Below are 19,749 nucleotides of genomic sequence, written 5' to 3'. Positions count from 1 at the left end.
GTTATCGCTTCCCTAACCGTGGATTCTTGCCGGTGAAGTGGCCGTTTGGATCAAGGTCTTCAAAGCCGTGTTCTGCCAACGTATTCCAGTCGAAAGACGCGGGGATCTTTTCTTTATCCGATCCCAATTGAAGTTGTTGTGTTGCCTGGAACAGCGCTTCTGAGACTTTCACGCTGGAGGGCATGGTGTAAGGAACCTGAGACTCCAGACTTGCGTGATGCAGGCACTTTTTGCGAATGAGTGGATCTACCCCAGCATCCGTCAAACGGCGGCCATAATTGTGGCGATGCCCATGAGGATCGAGCCCTACGCTCTTGTTAGGTTCGAGGCCAATTCGTCTTAATCCTGCGGCATAGCTTTGGTTGAAGGCATTGTAGGTATAGGGATTGCCCAGATAGCGAGAGTCGAAGCTGATAAACGCATAGGGGTGATGGCACTCCAACGATGCACGGAAAACCAAATACTGTCGCCACAGCAACATGAATATCCGAGCAAACTCCTGAGGGAAGAAGTACGCCTCCAGGTAACCATCCTTGTGATCCAGGGTTTTGGATTTCCAGCCGAGATGCTGGGTGTTTTGCATCTCCTGACGCGGTATGCGTGAATACTTTTCTTGTAGGTACGCCTTGCGTGTTTTTATCCCTTTTCGGGACTTCCATCCTTCAGGTGCCTTACCTTCTATCTCGTTGTAGATTCTCACGATTGCCCGATCCGGATCGGAGGGGGCCTCGAAGACATCTGTGACCCAAAGCAACAGTGCTTCGCTCCGCCTCAACCCGGCCGCGTGCATCAGGAGCAAGATAAGCTTGTCCCGCAGCGCAACTCGCGGGTCTTTGGCTCCTCCCAAGCCCTTCATGTAGAAGTCTTCAAACTTTCCCGTAGGGAAGGCAATGGCATCGTCATTGGTTCTTGCCAGAGGCGTTCTGCCCTTGATGCTGCGGGCTCTCTTGACAGTATTGTTGATCGACTTGTCTTTGATGTGTCCGAGGAAATCGTTCTGGTTGCGCCTAAACCAAGCGGCATACTGGATGCGCTCCTCATGTCGAGTGGCTGTCCGCAAGGTATTAAGAGGCTTGCCCAGACCTTTGTCCGAGAGCCAATTGGTGAAATTCGTCAGATTGCTGATGTGTCGATGTATCGTGCTATTACTGGCCGGTATCCAATAAAGGCCAGAGGGGTCCAATCCATCTTCACCGATGGTGCCGCTGTAGATCCGTCGGACAAAGGCCGCGAACAACGCTTCGGGTTCATCGAACATGCCTTCGTTGGCACTCATGAACTCGATGAGGAGCCTAATCGACTGAATATGGTTAGTGATTGTTGAAAGTGAGATGCCGTTTAGGTGAAGGCTAAGCACATAATCTGTGACTGACCCCAAAACCCCTTGGTCAGTCAGAATGACCGGAATCTCTGTGGCCACTCCACTTTTGTCCTGAACTACCTTGGCTGTAACCTTCGTTGCAAACATCCTTGATGCCCTACACATATTACACAGTATTCACTATACATATAGTTAATTCTTCAGGAAAAAGAAACCCCCAATTAAGGGGGGTTTTATCAAAATTACACAGTTCTAGGTACTATACAGAACCGCAGGAGCCCCTTCTAACTGGCTGAACGTTAGAAGCTCGGATCAGCGCTCGATGTGCTGATACTCGCCAGAGTCCTTGGTTGCCAGGGTCACCACCACAATGGCGATGAACGCGGCGATGAAGCCCGGGATGATTTCATACACGCCCGGACCACCCAGGAAGCTGCCGTTCCAGCCCAGGGCAATCCAGATCATCACCGTGGCAGCACCCACGACCAGACCGGCAACCGCACCGGCACCATTGGTGCGGGACCACATCAGCGACAGGATGATCAGCGGACCGAAAGCCGCGCCGAAACCGGCCCAGGCGTTACTAACCAGCGCCAGCACCTGGGAATCGGGGTCCCGTGCAATGAAGGCGGCAACCAGGCCGACAAGAACCACGCAGGCACGGCCAATGTTTACGCATTCCTTGTCAGACGCTTCCTTACGCAGGAACAGACGGTAGAAGTCCTCGGTCAGTGACGCGGAAGACACCAGCAGCTGACTGGAAATGGTACTCATCACCGCGGCCAGCAGAGCGGCATACAGGAAGCCGGTGATGAACGGATGGAACAGCAGATCCGCCAGCACGATGAAGATGGTTTCCGGGTCAGCCACATCCATGCCGTTACGCACGGCGTAGGCACGACCAAACACACCCAGGGCAATCGCACCGATCAGCGAGATCGCCATCCAGGACATGCCGATATTCCGGGCAACACCCACTTCGTGGATCGAACGGATGGCCATGAAACGCACGATGATGTGCGGCTGGCCAAAGTAACCCAGGCCCCAGGCCACGGCTGACAGCCAGCCAATCACGGTCAGACCCTCGGTCCAGGAAAGCAGGGTCGGATCCACACTGTTCAGGGTTTCGGACGCCTGGCCGAAGCCACCGCCACCTTCACCAAACAGCACAACGGCGGGCATGATGACCAGTGCCAGCATCATGATGCAGCCCTGCACAAAGTCGGTCATGGAAACCGCCAGGAAGCCACCAACTACCGTGTAGGCAAGCACCACGCCCAGGGTGATCACGATACCCACCGCATAATCGCTCATGCCCGGTACGTTGATGATTTCAGCGAACGCGCTTTCAAACAGCTTGCCGCCTGCAACCAGGCCTGAAGCCGTATACACCGCGAAGAACAGGACAATGACGACCGCCGAAATAGTGCGAAGCGGCAACGCCTTGGTCGGGAACCGGTTGGCCAGGAAGGCCGGGATGGTCAGGGCATTGCCGTAATGGACGGTTTGCTCCCGCAGACGGGGCGCCACCAGAATCCAGTTGATCAACGCACCAACCCACAGACCGATACCGATCCAGGCAGACGCCAGGCCAGTCACGAACAGCGCACCGGGCAGGCCGAACAGCAACCAGCCACTCATGTCAGAGGCACCGGCCGACAGAGCCGCCACTTTCGGACTCAGGCCCCGGCCACCGAGCATATAGTCTTCAGCCGTTGCCGAAGCCTTACGCATCGCCCACAGGCCGATAACAATCATCAGCGCAAAGTAAAGGAATAGACTTATCCAGACACCACTAGCCATAGAAGGCTCCTCCGGTTTTTTGTTGAATCGGGTGCTGTGCCGCACCGTTCTTCTTGTTTATCCCTTACAGCACCGGGCAAACCCGGGTGCGTTCCGCACATTCCCTCTTCACTATAGCCCATTCTTCTATCCTTGCGACTTTAGGCTTAAATGGCGGACGGGATTAATAACCGTTATAAATTAGTATTACTACGGATCCGGGGCTTACAAAATTCTACGATTATTTTGCAAATTTCTACCGGACTGCCCGGAAGCGACTGAATCAGGCGACTTTTTCGCCAGCCTGCAAGCGGGTTGGCGTTGTACCCTTATGTTTTTTAAGGGCATTGGTCAGCGCCCCCTGGGAGGAAAATCCGGTTCGGTAGCTGATCTCCGCGACCGACAGCGACGTGGAAGTCAGCAGCTGAACTGCCTGCTCAAGCCGCGTTTGCAGCAAAAACTGATGAGGAGTGACGCCGGAGAGGTCACGAAACACGTCATGGAAACGACTGACACTCAGGCAAGCCACCTTGGCCAGATCCTGCACGGAAATCTTCCGGTGCAGGTTCTCCATGATGTATTGGCGAATGGTTTCCGGACTGAGGGTATGGCGATTGGCCGAGGCCGGGTGGCCCTCTGAAATGCGGTCCGCCATGCAGTAAAGAATGCTGGCACCCAGATGGCGATGCAGCGCCATGTTTTCCGGCGCCCGGTCAAACTCACCAGCGGCAAATTGCACCAGGCCCTGCAGCTGGCTATCCATCTGAACCGTACGGGGCTTTTCAAACAGACGCACCATGCGTTCGTAATCGGCATGGGCCGAGTTGTTCAATACCGGACTGAAAGGGTCGAGGTTGATCACCAGCACATGATTGCGCTGGTCACCACTGTAATCGTGGCGGGCCTCGGTTGGCACCAGGCAGGCACGCCAGGTGTCCAGGTGGGAGCCGGCGCCATCGACGTTAAGATCGGCTTCGCCACGTACCCCCAGTACCACCTGATGATGCTGGTGAACGTGTTGGTGAGTGGCGGTGGGAAGCTTCAACAGTTTGGCATTCAGCATGACAACCGCTAGCCGTTAATTATGAATATTCTTTAATTAAAGCAGATTTCGCGCAAGAATGCAGAGACTTGTGCAGACACCTCAGTAAGCGGCAGGCTCGCATCCACCCTGCGATACCGGCCGGGACTGGCCGCTGCCCGCTCGCCATAAGCATCGCGGATCCTCTGGAAAAATGCCAGATCTTCCTGTTCAAACCGGTCCAGCGCACCCCGGTGTTTTGCCCGGGCCATACCGGTTTCCACCGGTGCGTCAAGCCAGATCACATGGTCCGGACGAATATCACCCTGTACCAGGGTTTCCAGCTGGGCTATACGCTCTTTGGCCACTCCCCGACCACCGCCCTGATAGGCAAACGTGGCATCGGTAAAGCGGTCGCACAAGACCCACTGTCCCGATTCCAGGGCCGGCAGGATTTTCTGATACAGGTGCTGGGCCCGGGCGGCGAACATCAATAGCAGTTCCGTGGTTTCGTTGACCGGTTCTTCACGGGGCGCCAACAGCAGTTCCCGGATGCTCTCGGCCATGGGGGTGCCACCCGGCTCCCGGGTAACGACCACGTCCATCCCCAGATCGCGCAGGGTACTGGCAGCCACCTGCAGCTGGGTGGACTTGCCCACGCCCTCGGTCCCCTCGAAGGTAATAAAGCGCCCCCGGGTTGTCATCAGTCCTGCTCCTCTGCCGGCTCTTGCACCACGGGTGCGGGGGAGGAACGGTAATCTTCCCGGCGATTCAACTGGTATTCCCGCACGGCGCGCTGGTGTTCCGCCAGGGTCCGGGAAAACTTGTGGCTGCCATCCCCCCGGGCGACAAAATACAGCGCATCTCCTTCGGCCGGGTGCAGGGCTGCATGAATAGCCGCCCTCGCGGGCATGGCAATGGGCGTGGGCGGCAAACCATCGATCCGGTAGGTGTTGTAGGGGGTGTACTCGCGCAGGTCACGGCTGCGAATCCGCCCGTCGTAATCATCGCCCATGCCGTAGATAACCGTGGGATCGGTTTGCAGACGCATACCGGTTTGCAGCCGTCGCACAAACACGCCGGCGACCTGGTCTCGCTCTGACGGCACACCGGTTTCGCGCTCAACAATGGAGGCCATGATCAGCGCCTCGTAGGGGGACTGATAAGGCAACCCCTTTTCACGGCTCTGCCACTCTTCCTCCAGCACCGACACCATGCGCGTATAGGCACGCTTGTAGATATCCAGATCCGTTTCACTGCTGTCAAACAGGTAAGTGTCGGGATAAAACCAGCCCTCGGGGTGATCACCGGCGGCACCGACCGCTTCCATGATCTGCTCGTCTGTCCAGTCGGTGGTGACCTTCTCCAGCCGCTCGTTGGCGGCCAGCGCTGCCCGCATGTCATCAAAGGTTTTGCCTTCAATGAACTGGATGGCCCAGAGCTTGACATCGCCCTGAACCATGGCCTCCAGGAGGCCGAGCGGGGTCATGCCCGGCAGCAGTTCATAATCTCCGGCCTTGATCGCAGTCTGGGCCGGATTCATCCGGCCATAGAGACGCAGCCAAAGGGCATCGCTCACCAACCCCTCATGTTCCATCTGCCGGGCCAGCTGACTGTAGGCAGTGCCGGAATCGACGGTCATCAGCACGGGTTCGTCCAGCGCGATGGGCTGCTCAAGGCTCTTCAGCCCCTGCCAGAGCCACAGGGCTCCACCGGCGCCCACCAGCACCACCACGGCGAACAGAAGAATCAACAGTTTTTTCAACACGATGCTCCATCTATTTCGGTCGGCAGGCCACACACTGTGGCAAGACGGTTATTCACGGGCAATGCCTGGCCTGCCAACTCCGCAACCGGAACGATACCCAGGACGGCGTTGGTCAGGTACACCCCACGACACGAATCCGACATCAAATCTGCCAGGCTGAGGGTCGTTTCAAACACGGGCTCGCCCCGCTGCTGCAAACAAGCAAGGACATGAGCCCGCATAACACCAGACACCGCCAGCGTGTGCGCCGGAGGCGTACGCCAGCCTTCATCGGTATCGACAAACAGATTGGTACGGGTTCCTTCGACAATGTCGCCTGCGTTATTGCTCATCAACACCTCGAAAAGATCCCCTTCCAACTCCTTTGCCGCCAGGACCTGCTCAAGCCGGTTAAGCGATTTGATACCGCACAGAAGCGGATTAACGGTCAGCGGCACGCGGGAAAAATCCACCCGCACACCGACCGCAGGGGGAGGCGGTGGTGCCGAGGCCTCCAGCACCAGAACGTTGGCTTCCCCATCCGGGTCTGGCCGGTAGCCCCGCCCACCGGCTCCCCGGGTCACAATCAACTTGAGCACCCAGGCCTCATCGCCCCGGGTTTCGGCGCCTTCCACCAGTGCCTCGGAGGCGATGCGCTGCACCTCATTGCGGGTAATGGCAATTCCCAGACGCCGGGCATCCCGGGCCAGGCGATCCAGATGCTTTGACAACAGAGGTGCTCGGGCTCCCTCCACGCGTATGGTTTCAAACAACCCATCACCGTATGCCAGCCCACGATCCGTAGCCGGCAAACCGCCCTCTTTCGCCAGAAACACCCGCGCCACGGTCGTTATCCTTCGTAGCGACGCACAATCAGGGTGCCATTGGTACCACCAAAGCCGAACGAGTTGGTCAGTGCCACCCGGGCATCGGCCTGGCGACTGGTGTGTGGCACGAAGTCCAGATCACAGCCTTCATCCGGATTATCCAGATTGATGGTCGGAGGCAGCAGCCCCTCTTTCACCGCCAGGGTGGAGAAAATGGCCTCCACTGCCCCGGCGGCCCCCAACAGATGGCCGGTAACCGACTTGGTACTGCTCATGGCCAGCTTGTCAGCGTGAGCTCCGAAGACAGATTTCACCGCGGCCACTTCGGCCACGTCGCCGACCTGGGTGGAGGTACCGTGGGCGTTGATGTAATCCACATCCTCCGGGTTCAGGCCGGCGTCACGGATGGCGTTACGCATGGAACGGGCTGCACCTTCGCCGTCAGACGGCGGCGCGGTAATGTGGTGGGCATCGTCGCTCATGCCAAAGCCGACCACTTCACCATAAATGGCGGCACCGCGGGCCAGCGCATGCTCCAGCTCTTCCAGAACCACCACACCGGCTCCATCACTGAGCACGAAACCATCTCGGTCTTTGTCCCATGGGCGGCTGGCCTTTTCCGGCTCGTCGTTACGGGTGGACAGTGCCCGGGCCGAGGAGAAGCCGGCAATGCTGGTGCGGGTGGTGGCCATTTCCGAACCACCAGCCAGCATCACATCCGCATCGCCATAGGCGATCGTGCGAGCGGCATAGCCGATATTGTGGGTACCGGTGGTACAGGCGGTCACAATGGCAATATTCGGCCCCCGGTAACCAAAACGGATAGCGGCGTTACCCGAAATCATGTTGATGACCGAAGCCGGCACGAAGAACGGCGACACCTTGCGTGGACCGGATTTGTGCATCTGGATGACGCTGTTCTCGATGTATTCGATACCGCCGATGCCGGAGCCAATGGCCACACCGGCCCGCTCCTTATCAAGCTTGTCGAAATTCTCCAGACCACTGTCGTCCACCGCCTGCTGGGCAGCGACCAGACCGTAATGGATAAAGGCATCCAGCTTACGAGCTTCCTTGCTGGTCAGGTAAGGGTCCAGATCCAGGTTTTTGATGGCCCCGCCAATACGGGTGTTGTAGTCCGTCGCGTCGAAACGGTCGATGGGCCGAATACCACTGCGCCCCTCGCATACGCCCTTCCAACTGGACTGGACATCGTTGCCGACCGGCGACACCATCCCCATGCCCGTAATCACTACCCGTCGCTTACTCATACTCCTGTCACCCACTGTTCCGTTCAATTGCCGTATTTGAATTCCGCCAACAAAAAAGCCGTCCTTTTAACGCGCACGAGAGCGCAAAGGACGGCTTTCAACTGGCTATCTGCTAGTTCGCAGACAATCAGGTGTGCGAAACGATGTAATCGATCGCGTCCTGAACAGTGCCCAGCTTCTCGGCTTCTTCGTCAGGAATTTCAGTTTCAAATTCCTCTTCCAGAGCCATAACCAGCTCAACGGTGTCCAGTGAGTCAGCGCCCAGGTCCTCTACAAAAGAAGAAGTGTTCTGAACTTCGGCTTCTTTAACGCCCAACTGTTCACAAACAATCTTCTTAACGCGCTCTTCAACTGTACTCATAATATCCTCACTTTATGTGTCAACCAGGCAACTTGAAGGTCGCCAGTTTAGTTTAAACCCTACCTGCAAACAAGCAGGGACTCATTCCAACATGTACTGCGGCAAAGGGCTGTACTTCCGCCTGCAAGCAGGCTCAGCCCATGTACATGCCGCCGTTCACATGAATCGTTTCTCCGGTCACGTAAGCAGCGCCGGCAGATGCCAGGAATGCTACAACCGAAGCTACCTCTTCGGGTTCTCCCAGGCGGCCAGCCGGAATATTCTCCAGCATGGCATCGCGCTGCTTTTCGTCCAGTTTTTTGGTCATGTCGGTGTCAATAAAGCCAGGCGCCACGCAGTTGGCGGTAATACCCCGGTTCGACATTTCCTTGGCCAGGCTACGGGTGAAGCCTTCCACACCGGCCTTGGCCGCACAGTAGTTGCCCTGCCCTGGATTTCCCATGCCGGCCACTACCGAACTGATATTAATAATCCGGCCCCAACGGGCCTTGGCCATGCCTCGCAACACGGCTTTGCTGGTCCGGTACACGCTGGACAGGTTGGTCTCCAGCACATCCGACCAGTCATCGTCTTTCAAGCGCATAAGCAGGTTATCGCGAGTGATGCCGGCGTTATTGACCAGAATCAAGGGCGCACCCGATTGCTCGTTAACCTGCTTCAAACCGGCGTCGATACTTTCCGCGTCGGCGACATTCATCACAATACCGTAACCTTTCACGCCCGCCTCTTTCAGGCCAGCGGTGATGGACTCGGCACCGGATTCGGAAGTGGCTGTGCCGACAACCTCGGCACCCAGGCGCCCCAGCTCCAGCGCAATGGCACGACCGATACCACGTGTCGCGCCGGTTACCAGCGCTACTTTACCTTCCAGAGACATACCAAACTCCGTTTAATCAGGATTTGCCGAAAGCTTCCATGGCCGCGGCCATGGCATCCGGCGACTCAATGCTGTGAACCGGCAATTTGCGGTCAATGCGCTTGACCAGGCCAGCCAGAACCTTGCCGGCACCACACTCCGCGGCAATGCCCACGCCTTCACCGGTCAGGGTGCGCACAGAATCGGTCCAGAGTACCGGAGAGTATAGCTGCTTGATCAGGTTTGATTTCAGTTCAGCTGCGTCGGTAGCGGGCCTGGCGTTAACGTTTTGTACCACGGGGATACGGGCGTCATTGAAGGTGACATCCTCCAGCGCTTCAGCCAGCTGTTCGGCGGCACCCTTCATCAACGCACAATGCGACGGCACGCTGACCGGCAACGGCATGGCCTTGCGGGCACCCTTTTCCTTACAGGTTTCAATAGCGCGCTCGACGGCAGCGGCGGAACCGGCTATCACCACCTGGCCGGGGGCGTTAAAGTTCACCGCCGCGACCACATCACCCTGGGCGGCCTCTTCGCACGCGGCCACCACGTCGGCATCTTCCAGGCCGATAATGGCGGCCATCTTGCCTTCACCTGCCGGCACGGCATCCTGCATCAGTTCGCCACGCAGCTGAACCAGCTTTACCGCTTCAACAAAATCCAGACTCTCTGCCGCCACCAGGGCGCTGTACTCGCCCAGGCTGTGTCCGGCGACAAAGTCCGGGCGTCTGCCCTCGGCCACGCACCATTCGCGCCACAGGGCGACACTGGCAGTCAGCAGTGCTGGCTGGGTTACCGTGGTCTGGTTCAGGTCCTCCGCCGGGCCATTCTGGCACAGGTGCCAGAGGTCATAGCCAAGAACATCGGAGGCGTCGTCAAAGGTTTCGGTCACCATCGTCCAGTCTGCGGCAGCTGACAACATACCGACAGATTGTGACCCCTGACCGGGAAAAATAAATGCTGATTTCATGGGCGGAATCTTATCGTTATCGAAGGGTTGGTTAAGATTAGCCAAAAGTACAAACGCGGCTAATTATCCCTGAATAAATGGCAGATTGCGGGCCGACTTTAGTCTCACGGTGTTCATAGAATGAGGTCATCGAGCCGTTCGTTGATACGCCGGGGCACTTCCAGCTCCACTTCCCGCACAGCCTGATCAATGGCGGCCCGGATGGCCCGCTCATTGGCGTTACCATGACTTTTGATGACCACCCCCTGCAAACCCAGCAAACTGGCACCATTGTGCCGGGAAGGATCCACCTGGCGTAGCAGACGCCCGAGAATCGGGCGTGCAAGCAAGCCGACAAACCGACCGTACAACGAACGGGTAAACGCTTTTTCCAGCAACTCGATCAGCAGCCCCGCGACCCCTTCACCGGTTTTCAGCGCAATATTACCAACGAAACCGTCACACACCACCACATCAGCCACATCGCGGAACAGGTCGCTGCCTTCCACATAGCCGATGTAATTGAGGGTTTCACACTGGGCCAGCATGTGCGACGCCAGACGCACCTGTTCATTGCCCTTGATTTCCTCCTCGCCCACGTTCAACAGGGCGATTCGGGGTTCCGGCTGATTGCAGATGGCCGTCGCCATCAACGACCCCATCAGGGCGTACTGGTACAGGTTTTCCGCCGTGGAATCGACATTCGCACCCAGGTCCAGCACGTGGCAGCGGCCACGCAGCGACGGAATCAACTTGGCAATGGCAGGCCGTTCAATCCCCGGATACATACGGATTATCGAACGCCCGAACGCCATCAGTGCCCCTGTATTGCCAGCACTGACGCACCCCTGGGCCTCGCCATCACGAACCAGGCCCAGCGCAATCGCCATGGACGAATTACGCTTGTGGCGCAGCGCGTGGGACGGCCGCTCGTTCATTTTCACCACATCTGCGGCTTCGACGACACGAATTCTGGCATGGCCATCACGCAACAAGGCCTCGAGCTCGCTCCGTATACCTACCAGAACGATACTCAAGGCCTCGTTTTCACGCACTGCCTCAAGGGCAGCTGGAACCACTACTGCGGGACCGTGGTCACCGCTCATGGCATCAATAGCAATGGTGACGGGTGTGCTCACCTTACTCTCGGAAGCCATGATTCAAAGCAGGTCCCGACGACATTACTCGTCGCGAGCTTCAACTACCTGCTTGCCACGGTAGAAACCATCGGGAGACACGTGGTGACGACGATGAACTTCACCGGTGGTTGCGTCGGTAGACAGTGCGGCAGTGCTCAGTGCGTCGTGTGAACGGCGCATGCCACGCTTGGAACGGGTCTTGCGATTTTGCTGTACAGCCATGATTATGCTCCTGACCTTTTTACGAAAACGTTAATGCTTTGTGGTCTTGAGGCCCGCCAGTACACTGAACGGGTTATCCTCGCGATTGTTCGCCTCTGGCTCATCGGGTGTCTGTTCAGGCTCAAAAGCCTCCAGATCCTCTTTTGCCGGGCAGTCTTGCCGCTCGTGCAACGGAAACGGAGGCAATACCAGAAGCAATTCATCTTCTACCATTGCCCACAGATCCGCGCTGAAATCTTCCACCGGAAATGGCTCGAGAACCTTGGGGAGGCGTTGCGCCTGCTCGTCGCTGGTCACAAACCCCAGGTCAAAGTGCGACTCCAGAACCGTCTGCATGCCTTCCATGCAGCGCTGACATTCCAGCACCACCGGGGCAGACAACTCACCCGACACTACCCTGCGACGCTCACTGTCCATACTGAAAGACAAGGTCACGCGGCACTCGCTGCCTTCCTGCAAACCCGGAACTGCTTCTCGAAAACGCGAAAGACCCAGGAGCGGAACAACTCCCTCCAGGGTAACGTTTTGCTCCGCCAACCGATAAGGGTCAACGAATTTTGGCAGTTCAGCATTCGGCGCTTCAGACATAGGCGCGCAATTTTAGGGGCGAGGGGGCCGACTGTCAAAGACTTAATCGACTTTCTGGCCCGGGCTTGCCTTTAGGTACGGGTTTCTTACGATAAGGGCACATAATGACTTCCGGAGACAACCTCAAACCATGAACCAACCCGATCTGTTGCTGGCCTCGTCATCGCCGTACCGCAAAGCGTTGCTGGAGCGGCTGGGACTGCCCTTCCGCTGCCAAAGCCCGGACATCGATGAAAGCCCCCAGCCAGGAGAGGCACCGGAAGCGCTGGCTGTTCGCCTTGCCGTCGCCAAGGCACGCGCACTGGCTTCCGCGAACCCGGACAGCCTGATCATCGGCTCTGACCAGGTGGCCGCCCTGCCCGACAACAGCATGCTGGGCAAGCCCGGCGACCACAACCGGGCAAAACAGCAGTTGATGGCATCAAGCGGCCAGTGTGTCCGATTCCTGACCGGCCTGGCTGTGCTTGATGCCCGAACCGGCACCCTTAACACCCACTGCGAAACCTTCAGCGCACACTTCCGAACCCTCACGGAAGCGGAAATCGAAGGCTACCTGCACAAGGAGCGGCCCTACGATTGCGCCGGCAGCTTCAAGATGGAGGGCCTGGGCATTGCCCTGTTCGAACGGCTCGAAGGCCGCGACCCGAACAGTCTGGTGGGCTTGCCACTTATTGCCCTGATCGACCTGCTCCGGGAACTGGGCATCAACCCACTGACCAGGGAGCGCTAAGCGCTCCCGAGGCTCAACGCAATTCCAGACGGGATTCCAGCAAACGATCAGCCACGCCCTCGCCAACCGACACGCCCAGATCATCCATAAACTGACGGAAGGGTGAACGGCCCTGGGAGTAGTCCACAAGCTTTTCCTCCCCCACAAGTTGGCGAGCCACCCAGGAGGTGCTTCCCAGGCCGTCAATCAAACCCATTTCCAGCGCCTGCTCACCGCTCCAGATCAAACCACTGAACAGCTCATCAGACTCTTTCAGCCGGTCACCCCGGCCCTTTTTCACCGCCTCGATAAACTGATGGTGGGTATTCTCCAGCACGCTCTGCCAGAAATTCACGTCGTCTTCCTGCTCGGGTGAGAACGGATCCAGAAAGGCCTTGTTCTCACCGGCGGTGTAAAGCCGACGATCCACGCCCACCTTGTCCATTAACCCGGTAAACCCGAAACCACCGGCAACAACCCCGATGGACCCCACCAGGCTGGCCCGGTTGGCGTAGATTTCATCAGCCGCCGCCGCAATATAGTAGGCGCCCGACGCGCCAATATCGGAGATGACCGCATACAGTTTTTTATCCGGATACTCCTCGCGCAGCCGCAGCATTTCATCATAGATGTAACCGGCCTGCACCGGGCTGCCGCCCGGACTGTTAATACGCATCACCACTGCTTTGGAGTGTTTCGCCTCAAAAGCGGATCTCAATGCGCCAACCACGTTATCGGCATTGGCGGGCTCCTCGCTGGCAATCGTGCCGTTAACCTCAATGACCGCCGTATGGGCGGCCGTGGTCACTTCCACACCATCACCAATGGGCGATCGAATAACGAACAGCAGGGCAAACAGGTATCCGAACGTCAGCAGCTTGAAGAAAATGCCCCAGCGCCGGCTGCGGCGTTGCTCTGCCTGCAGCGACATGACCAGCTTTTCGATCAGCCGCCAGTCACGGGCCGACTCCGGCGGCATGGCCGGCTTTTTACGGCCAAACAGCCCGCCACCCTTGCCACCACTCTGCTGCGACTCCGGCTCGACCGGCTTGTCGCCCCAATCCGTTGATTTGTCCGAATCCCAATCGCTCATTCGTCAGTCCTTTCAGCTCAGAAGTTTAAAGCCCCAATACCGTTCGCAGCTCATCAACGGAGCTGACCACCGCCCGGGGCTTGAACTGCTCCAGCACCTCGCGCCCGTGCACGCCCCACTCCACACCAATCGAAGGCATGCCCAGGCGCTGCGCCATTTCCAGATCGTAGCGGGTATCGCCAATCATCACTGCCTGCTCCGGCCTGTGTCCGTAATGAGCCAGAATTTCCTGGAGCATCAGCGGGTCCGGCTTGGAACGGGTTTCATCCGCGCAACGGGTGATCTCGAAATGCTGGCCCAGACCACTGCTGACCAGCGCCCCCTCCAGACCGCGCCGGCTTTTGCCCGTGGCCACGGAACAAGCCCGGCCACTGACACGCAAATCCGCGACCACATCCGCCATGCCGGCAAACACATTCTGCGGACCGGTCTGCTTTTTAAAGAAATACCGGGCATAACCCTCGCGCATCTGCTGCAGTTCGTCTGCACTGATCCCCGGGTACAACTGCTCCAGCGCCTCAACAATTCCCAGGCCGATAATATCCCGGTAGGCCGCCCGCTCCAGCGCCGGAAAACCCAGCTCGGTGGCGGCCTGGTGCAGGCTGTCAGCGATATGTTCAACCGAATCAACCAGGGTTCCGTCCCAGTCAAAAATCACCAGATTTACATTCATTAACTGCTACCTTGATTACGTTTTTTCAGCGCCCCAAGCACCGCGCCAAAGGCCTCATCATAGTCCGCCTCAAGCGTCATGGCCTCACCAGAGCCGGGCAGGCGGAACTCCAGGGCCCGGGCATGCAGCATCAAACGCTGCCCACCCACCGCACGAAACGCTTTCAGGCTGGCATCATCCATGTATTTATCGTCGCCGGCAATCGGGTGGCCCGCCCAGGCCGCATGCACACGGATCTGGTGAGTACGCCCGGTTACCGGAGACGCCTCCACCAGCGTATAGCCCTGGAACTGCTGCAATTTTCGAAACAGCGTCAGAGACTCCTTGCCTTCGGGGCTGACCTTCACCCGCCGCTCGCCGTTTGGCATTTCATAACGCAGCAAGGGCTCGGCCACTTTTTTCAATTTATCGGGCCAGTCACCGGCCACCAAGGCGTGGTAATGCTTACGAATCTGTTTCTGCCGCAGCTCATCCTGCAGATACCTCAGCGCCGATCGCTTCTTGGCGACCATCACCAGCCCGGACGTATCACGATCCAGCCGATGCACCAATTCCAGAAATTTCGCCTGCGGCCGGGCGGCGCGCAACACTTCGATCAAACCAAAACTCAAGCCACTACCACCGTGGACGGCAATACCCGAGGGCTTGTTAACCACCAGCATGGTGTCGTCCTCAAACACCACCGCCGCTTCCATTACCGCTTGCACCCGGTCCCCCGGCCTGGGCTGCTCCGGCTTTGCCTGCTGGACAACAGGCGGAACACGCACCACATCCCCCGCCGCCAGACGGGTGCTCTGCTTGACCCGCCCCTTGTTTACCCGCACCTCGCCCTTGCGAATGATGCGATAAATCAGCCCTTTGGGCACGCCTCGCAAACGCGCCATCAGAAAGTTATCCACCCGCTGACCGGCCATATCATCATCCACGGAGATCCACTGCACTTTTGAAGCGGATCGCGATGAGGCTTCAGAAGATGGGGAATGAGGGGTTCGGGGGGTACGCGACATGAAAGACCTTGTAACGGTAGAAACGCAGGATTGAACGGCCAGAGCCAAACTGTTATATTCGGGCTCGCTCTGTCGTTTGTCTACGGCCTGACGAACTCTGGTCAGAAGCCGGAGCGACAGCAGTATACCGACACAGATAAAGAGTTTGAACGCTGCCGCCCAATCATTACCGGGCGCAGCCATGAACACGCTTCCGATTCCCGTTCAGATCCAGAGAGACTGTTACCGGCCCGGAAGCAGAAGTAACCGACCGGAAAACCGTCGGGCGACATCGCGAAGAATCATTGCCACGCAAAGCCGGGCCGTCCATCACACAATATGACGTGAGACCCAGGCCTTTGTGTGAACCTGAAAACGGAAATATGCGTCAACAGACACGTACCCTGTTCGGCCTCCGCCTGTCTGACAACAGACACGCAGTTGCTGGTGGTCTCAGACCGATTGGATGCATCCCCACAAGGGATTGATCCGTCTGGCCGCAGCCCGCCTGTATTTCAAAGGCCTGCGGCACGCACATCCCGCTTCGCTGATGCGAGCTCCCCCGGTTTTCTGTCACCAACAGACGACAGGAACCCTTTCTTTCCATGAAAAGAATGCTGATTAATGCAACTCATCCTGAAGAGTTGCGCGTAGCCCTGGTAGACGGACAACGGCTGTTTGACCTGGATATCGAATCCAGCACCCGCGAGCAGAAGAAGGCCAATATCTATAAAGGCCGAATCACCCGCGTTGAACCCAGCCTGGAAGCCGCTTTTGTCGATTTCGGTGCAGAGCGCCACGGCTTTTTGCCACTGAAAGAAATCTCCAAAGACTATTTCAAGAAATCCCCCGGCCAGATCGAAGGCAAGATCAACATCAAGGATGTGGTCTCCGAAGGCCAGGAAGTGATTGTCCAGGTCGACAAGGAAGAGCGTGGCAACAAGGGCGCCGCCCTCACCACCTTTGTCTCCCTGGCCGGCCGCTACCTGGTACTGATGCCCAACAACCCCCGGGCCGGCGGCATTTCCCGTCGTATTGAAGGCGACGAACGCGCCCAACTGAAGGAAGCCATGAGCGATGTCCAGACCCCCAAGGGCATGGGCATCATCGTGCGCACCGCCGGCATTGGCCGCACCACCGAAGAGCTGCAGTGGGATCTGGACTACCTGGTGCAATTCTGGGAAGCCATCACCCAGGCCGCTGAAGAACGCAAAGCGCCCTTCCTGATACACCAGGAAAGCAACGTGATCATCCGTGCGGTGCGCGACTACCTTCGCCAGGACATTGGTGAGGTGCTGATCGACGCCGAGACGGTCTATGAAGATGTGCTGAGCTTTGTTCGCGCGGTCATGCCCACCTTCGAGAACAAGATCAAGCTGTACAAGGACGAGATCCCCCTGTTCAGCCGCTATCAGATCGAAGGTCAGATCGAGACCGCCTTCCAGCGTGAAGTAAAACTGCCCTCCGGCGGCTCCATCGTCATCGACCCGACCGAAGCGCTGGTGTCCATCGACATCAACTCCTCCCGCGCCACCAAGGGTCAGGACATCGAGGAAACCGCGCTGCAGACCAACCTGGAAGCAGCCGAGGAAATTGCCCGCCAGCTGCGCCTGCGTGACATGGGCGGCCTGGTGGTGATCGACTTCATTGACATGACCCCGGCCCGCCACCAGCGCGAAGTTGAGCAGAAAATGCGGGAAGCCCTGGAAATCGACCGGGCCCGGGTTCAGGTTGGCAAGATTTCCCGTTTCGGCCTGCTGGAGATGTCCCGCCAGCGCCTGCGCCCTTCCCTGGGCGAAACCCGCAGCGAAGTCTGCCCACGCTGCGAAGGCCAGGGCACCATCCGGGGTATCGAATCCCTGGCGCTGTCCATCATGCGCCTGATCTACGAAGAATCCTCCAAGGAAAAGACTGCCGAAGTCCGCGCCGTGGTGCCGGTTTCCGTAGCCACTTTCCTGCTCAACGAAAAGCGCAAGCAACTGGCCGACATCGAAGCCTTGCAGAAAGTGTCTGTGGTGGTGGCTCCGGTGCCCAACATGGAAACCCCTCACTTCGAAATCATCCGCCTGCGCCAGGATGAAACCACTCCGGAGCACATCTCCAGCCACCAGGTGGCCGAAGAGTATAACCAGCGGGAGGAAGAGCAGGTTTCCGAAGCACCCGGTACCGAAAAGCCGGTGCGCGAGCAGGCGGCCGTGAAAGCCATCCGGCCTTCCGCGCCAGCCCCGGCCAGCGCCACCACGGCAAAAGCCGAGAGCACCGAAGAGCAGGAAGCCAGCGTATTCCGCAAGCTCGGCCGGAAGATTGCCGACTTTTTCCGTGGCGAAGAGCCGGCACAAACCACCGAGCAGCGCAGCGGCACAGAGAACAAGTCCTCCGGTAACGGCAACCGTAACCGCAATGACGACCGCCGCAACCAGCGTCAAGACCGTCGCAAATCGCGGGTAGCCCGGGATGACCAGCGCTCCTCCGGCGGCAACAACCGTAGCGGTAACGACCGTCGCCAGGGCGGCCAGCAAAACCGCGGCGACGACAACCGTGGTCGTAATCGTGGAGGTCGTAACAACCAGAATCGCCAGAACCAGCAGGACAAGCCGGCGGAAAGCAAGGGCACCGACAACAAAGGCCCGGATAATAAAGGCCAGGACAACAAGGGTAGCGATAACCGCAATAAACGCGGCCAGAACCGCAACCGTCCGCAGCGTGACCAGAAAGACACCGGTGGCAAGAAGGACAACCGGGATCAGAAGGACGCAAAAGACCAGAAGACCACCGCCGACGAGCAAAACCGCAAACCGCGTCGCCCCCGTAATCGGGATGGCTCACCGACCGAAACACCGGAATCCACTCCGGCGGCCCGCAAAGCGGAACGTTCCAGCAGGCACGAGAAGGACACTCAGCCAGAAAGCCTGGTGAAAGCGGAAACCGCAACCGAGCAGACACCGGCCACAACCGAAAAGCCGGCGGAAAAAGCCGCTGAGCAGGCTTCGGAAAAAGCGCCGGCAAAGGCCACTGGCAAAGACACTGGCGACAACAAAACGCCCAGTCGCAAGCGCAAGCCGCAGAAAGCCGACGCCGATCAAAAAGTGGACGCTACTGAGCAGGCGACGGCACAAACCGAAACCAAGGCCGAAACCCAGGCGGAAACAAAAGCCGAACCCAAGGCAGACAGCAAGGTCGAGTCAAAGCCGGAAGCCAAAGCTGAAGAGAAAGCTGAAAAAGCGCCGACTTCGGATGCCCCGGGCGAGCAGAAGGCGGATGAAGCCAAGCCGGAGAAGACCGGGCAGCAATCGCCCCAACAGGCCGAGGCAGAACCCGCGGAGGCGAAAAAGTCCGAGCCAGTAGAGGCGGAAAGCAAAGCCGAATCAAAAGCCGAGAGCAAGCCGGAGACCAAGGCTGAGAGCAAAGCAGAAGCCGAACCCAAGGCCGCGAGCAAGGCGGAAGCCGAGCCGGAAGCCAAAACAGAGCGACAGCCGGCAGACGAGCCAAAAGCCAAATCTGCCGACAAGCCGGCTGAACCAGCCGAACCGGCCACCAATAACGCGGCAGAAGCGGTGGATGTTCCGGTAACCCCGGGCCGCGCCTACAACGACCCTCGGGAAGTTCGTAAGCGCCAGCGCGCCGCAGAAGCCGCCAAAAAGGCGGGGAGCGAATCGTAATGCTGAGCAATGCCGATATTGAAGCGCTGGAAGACATTCTTTTCGCCGAGCCGTGGGGCGACCATGCCCTGGACTTCTTCGGCTTTCACGGGGTGGTCTGTGCCAGCGTGATTGGACCGGTACGGCTACGGGCAGAGGATCTCTTCTGCCTGGCCACCGGCTCTGACACTCTGCCGGACGACGGCGTACCCGAGATCTTTGCCCGCTGCGTAAAGCAGCTGGGCGAAGACATGGCCCACGCCCTGGACATGGGGCAGCCGCTGGAGCTGCCGGAGCCGGAAGATGGCGACCCGATGAACGCGCTGGAGAACTGGTGCGCCGGATTCGTTGACACCTTCCTGGAACACGAGGAAAGCTGGCTGGAAGCCGCCGCCGAGGAAGAAGTGGCGGATTTGATGGTGCCCATGCTGACCCTGTCGGGCCTGTTTGAAGACGACGACTTCACCAAGGTGCGCAACGATGAAAAACTGTCCGCGCGTATGGCGGAAGCCATTCCGGACTCGCTAACCGATCTGTACCTGTTGTTCCACGCGCCGGACTGA

General features: G+C 58.4%; 19 protein-coding genes. 3 read left to right on the top strand and 16 right to left on the bottom strand.

The genetic code is table 11. From position 1 onward, the window contains the following. Nucleotide 1: 1 nt before the first annotated feature. From gmtY to BMZ63_RS04955, 13 genes are all read right to left on the bottom strand, one after another. The gene (gene gmtY, locus BMZ63_RS05015) at nucleotides 2-1,468 is read right to left on the bottom strand and encodes a gamma-mobile-trio recombinase GmtY (protein ID WP_091702472.1); all 1,467 of its coding nucleotides are present in this window, start codon (nucleotides 1,466-1,468) and stop codon (nucleotides 2-4) included. A gap of 165 nt (nucleotides 1,469-1,633) precedes the next feature. Further along, complete coding sequence (gene putP / locus BMZ63_RS05010; RefSeq protein ID WP_091702470.1) at nucleotides 1,634-3,124, bottom strand: sodium/proline symporter PutP; 1,491 nt, start codon at nucleotides 3,122-3,124, stop codon at nucleotides 1,634-1,636. Nucleotides 3,125-3,386: 262 nt separating this feature from the next. Beyond that, nucleotides 3,387-4,166 carry a helix-turn-helix domain-containing protein gene (locus tag BMZ63_RS05005; protein ID WP_091702467.1) on the bottom strand — a complete coding sequence of 260 codons (780 nt, stop codon included), beginning with the start codon at nucleotides 4,164-4,166 and terminating at the stop codon, nucleotides 3,387-3,389. 32 nt (nucleotides 4,167-4,198) lie between these two features. Further along, nucleotides 4,199-4,828: a dTMP kinase gene (gene tmk / locus BMZ63_RS05000; protein WP_091702464.1), complete on the bottom strand. Its 630-nt coding sequence runs from the start codon at nucleotides 4,826-4,828 to the stop codon at nucleotides 4,199-4,201. After that, nucleotides 4,828-5,892, bottom strand: coding sequence for an endolytic transglycosylase MltG (mltG, locus tag BMZ63_RS04995; protein WP_091702460.1), 1,065 nt, complete (start codon nucleotides 5,890-5,892; stop codon nucleotides 4,828-4,830). Before mltG ends, tmk begins: the two co-directional genes overlap by 1 nt. Next, nucleotides 5,886-6,707, bottom strand: coding sequence for an aminodeoxychorismate lyase (gene pabC / locus BMZ63_RS04990; protein ID WP_227663529.1), 822 nt, complete (start codon nucleotides 6,705-6,707; stop codon nucleotides 5,886-5,888). Before pabC ends, mltG begins: the two co-directional genes overlap by 7 nt. Before the next feature lie 14 nt (nucleotides 6,708-6,721). Further along, entirely contained in the window at nucleotides 6,722-7,969 is a 1,248-nt protein-coding gene (gene fabF, locus BMZ63_RS04985) for a beta-ketoacyl-ACP synthase II (protein ID WP_091702456.1), read from the bottom strand. Nucleotides 7,970-8,096: 127 nt separating this feature from the next. Next, nucleotides 8,097-8,330, bottom strand: a complete 234-nt coding sequence (gene acpP, locus BMZ63_RS04980) for an acyl carrier protein (protein ID WP_091702454.1) — start codon at nucleotides 8,328-8,330, stop codon at nucleotides 8,097-8,099. A gap of 133 nt (nucleotides 8,331-8,463) precedes the next feature. Next, the gene (gene fabG, locus BMZ63_RS04975) at nucleotides 8,464-9,207 is read right to left on the bottom strand and encodes a 3-oxoacyl-ACP reductase FabG (RefSeq protein ID WP_091702450.1); all 744 of its coding nucleotides are present in this window, start codon (nucleotides 9,205-9,207) and stop codon (nucleotides 8,464-8,466) included. Nucleotides 9,208-9,223: 16 nt separating this feature from the next. Next, complete coding sequence (gene fabD / locus BMZ63_RS04970; RefSeq protein WP_091702447.1) at nucleotides 9,224-10,159, bottom strand: ACP S-malonyltransferase; 936 nt, start codon at nucleotides 10,157-10,159, stop codon at nucleotides 9,224-9,226. A gap of 113 nt (nucleotides 10,160-10,272) precedes the next feature. Further along, a complete protein-coding gene (plsX, locus tag BMZ63_RS04965) occupies nucleotides 10,273-11,295 on the bottom strand; it encodes a phosphate acyltransferase PlsX (protein WP_091702444.1) in 1,023 nt (340 codons plus the stop codon). Nucleotides 11,296-11,319: 24 nt separating this feature from the next. Further along, on the bottom strand, nucleotides 11,320-11,499 hold the full coding sequence (gene rpmF, locus BMZ63_RS04960; protein WP_022988074.1) for a 50S ribosomal protein L32: 180 nt from the start codon (nucleotides 11,497-11,499) through the stop codon (nucleotides 11,320-11,322). A 30-nt stretch (nucleotides 11,500-11,529) separates the two neighbouring features. Beyond that, on the bottom strand, nucleotides 11,530-12,087 hold the full coding sequence (locus BMZ63_RS04955; protein WP_091702441.1) for a YceD family protein: 558 nt from the start codon (nucleotides 12,085-12,087) through the stop codon (nucleotides 11,530-11,532). 130 nt (nucleotides 12,088-12,217) lie between these two features. Here BMZ63_RS04955 and BMZ63_RS04950 point away from each other — a divergent pair, with 130 nt between their 5' ends. Further along, nucleotides 12,218-12,817 (top strand): Maf family protein, encoded by a 600-nt coding sequence (locus tag BMZ63_RS04950; RefSeq protein ID WP_091702439.1) that lies wholly within the window; start codon nucleotides 12,218-12,220, stop codon nucleotides 12,815-12,817. Nucleotides 12,818-12,830: 13 nt separating this feature from the next. Here BMZ63_RS04950 and BMZ63_RS04945 read toward each other — a convergent pair whose 3' ends face one another. The 3 genes from BMZ63_RS04945 to rluC are packed head-to-tail and all read right to left on the bottom strand — an operon-like array spanning nucleotide 12,831 to nucleotide 15,569. Beyond that, on the bottom strand, nucleotides 12,831-13,889 hold the full coding sequence (locus BMZ63_RS04945) for a S49 family peptidase (protein ID WP_091702436.1): 1,059 nt from the start codon (nucleotides 13,887-13,889) through the stop codon (nucleotides 12,831-12,833). Between the two features lie 25 nt (nucleotides 13,890-13,914). Further along, entirely contained in the window at nucleotides 13,915-14,562 is a 648-nt protein-coding gene (locus BMZ63_RS04940) for an HAD family hydrolase (RefSeq protein WP_091702434.1), read from the bottom strand. Beyond that, nucleotides 14,562-15,569, bottom strand: a complete 1,008-nt coding sequence (gene rluC, locus BMZ63_RS04935; RefSeq protein ID WP_091702431.1) for a 23S rRNA pseudouridine(955/2504/2580) synthase RluC — start codon at nucleotides 15,567-15,569, stop codon at nucleotides 14,562-14,564. Before rluC ends, BMZ63_RS04940 begins: the two co-directional genes overlap by 1 nt. A 584-nt stretch (nucleotides 15,570-16,153) precedes the next feature. On the opposite strand from rluC, the gene rne reads away from it, so the two are divergent. Then, on the top strand, nucleotides 16,154-19,207 hold the full coding sequence (rne, locus tag BMZ63_RS04930) for a ribonuclease E (protein ID WP_091702428.1): 3,054 nt from the start codon (nucleotides 16,154-16,156) through the stop codon (nucleotides 19,205-19,207). After that, a complete protein-coding gene (locus tag BMZ63_RS04925; RefSeq protein ID WP_091702426.1) occupies nucleotides 19,207-19,749 on the top strand; it encodes a YecA/YgfB family protein in 543 nt (180 codons plus the stop codon). Before rne ends, BMZ63_RS04925 begins: the two co-directional genes overlap by 1 nt.

Origin of the sequence: Marinobacter persicus, assembly GCF_900114155.1 — a bacterium.
GTDB lineage: Bacteria > Pseudomonadota > Gammaproteobacteria > Pseudomonadales > Oleiphilaceae > Marinobacter > Marinobacter persicus.
This window is presented reverse-complemented; position numbering and strand designations above follow the sequence as displayed.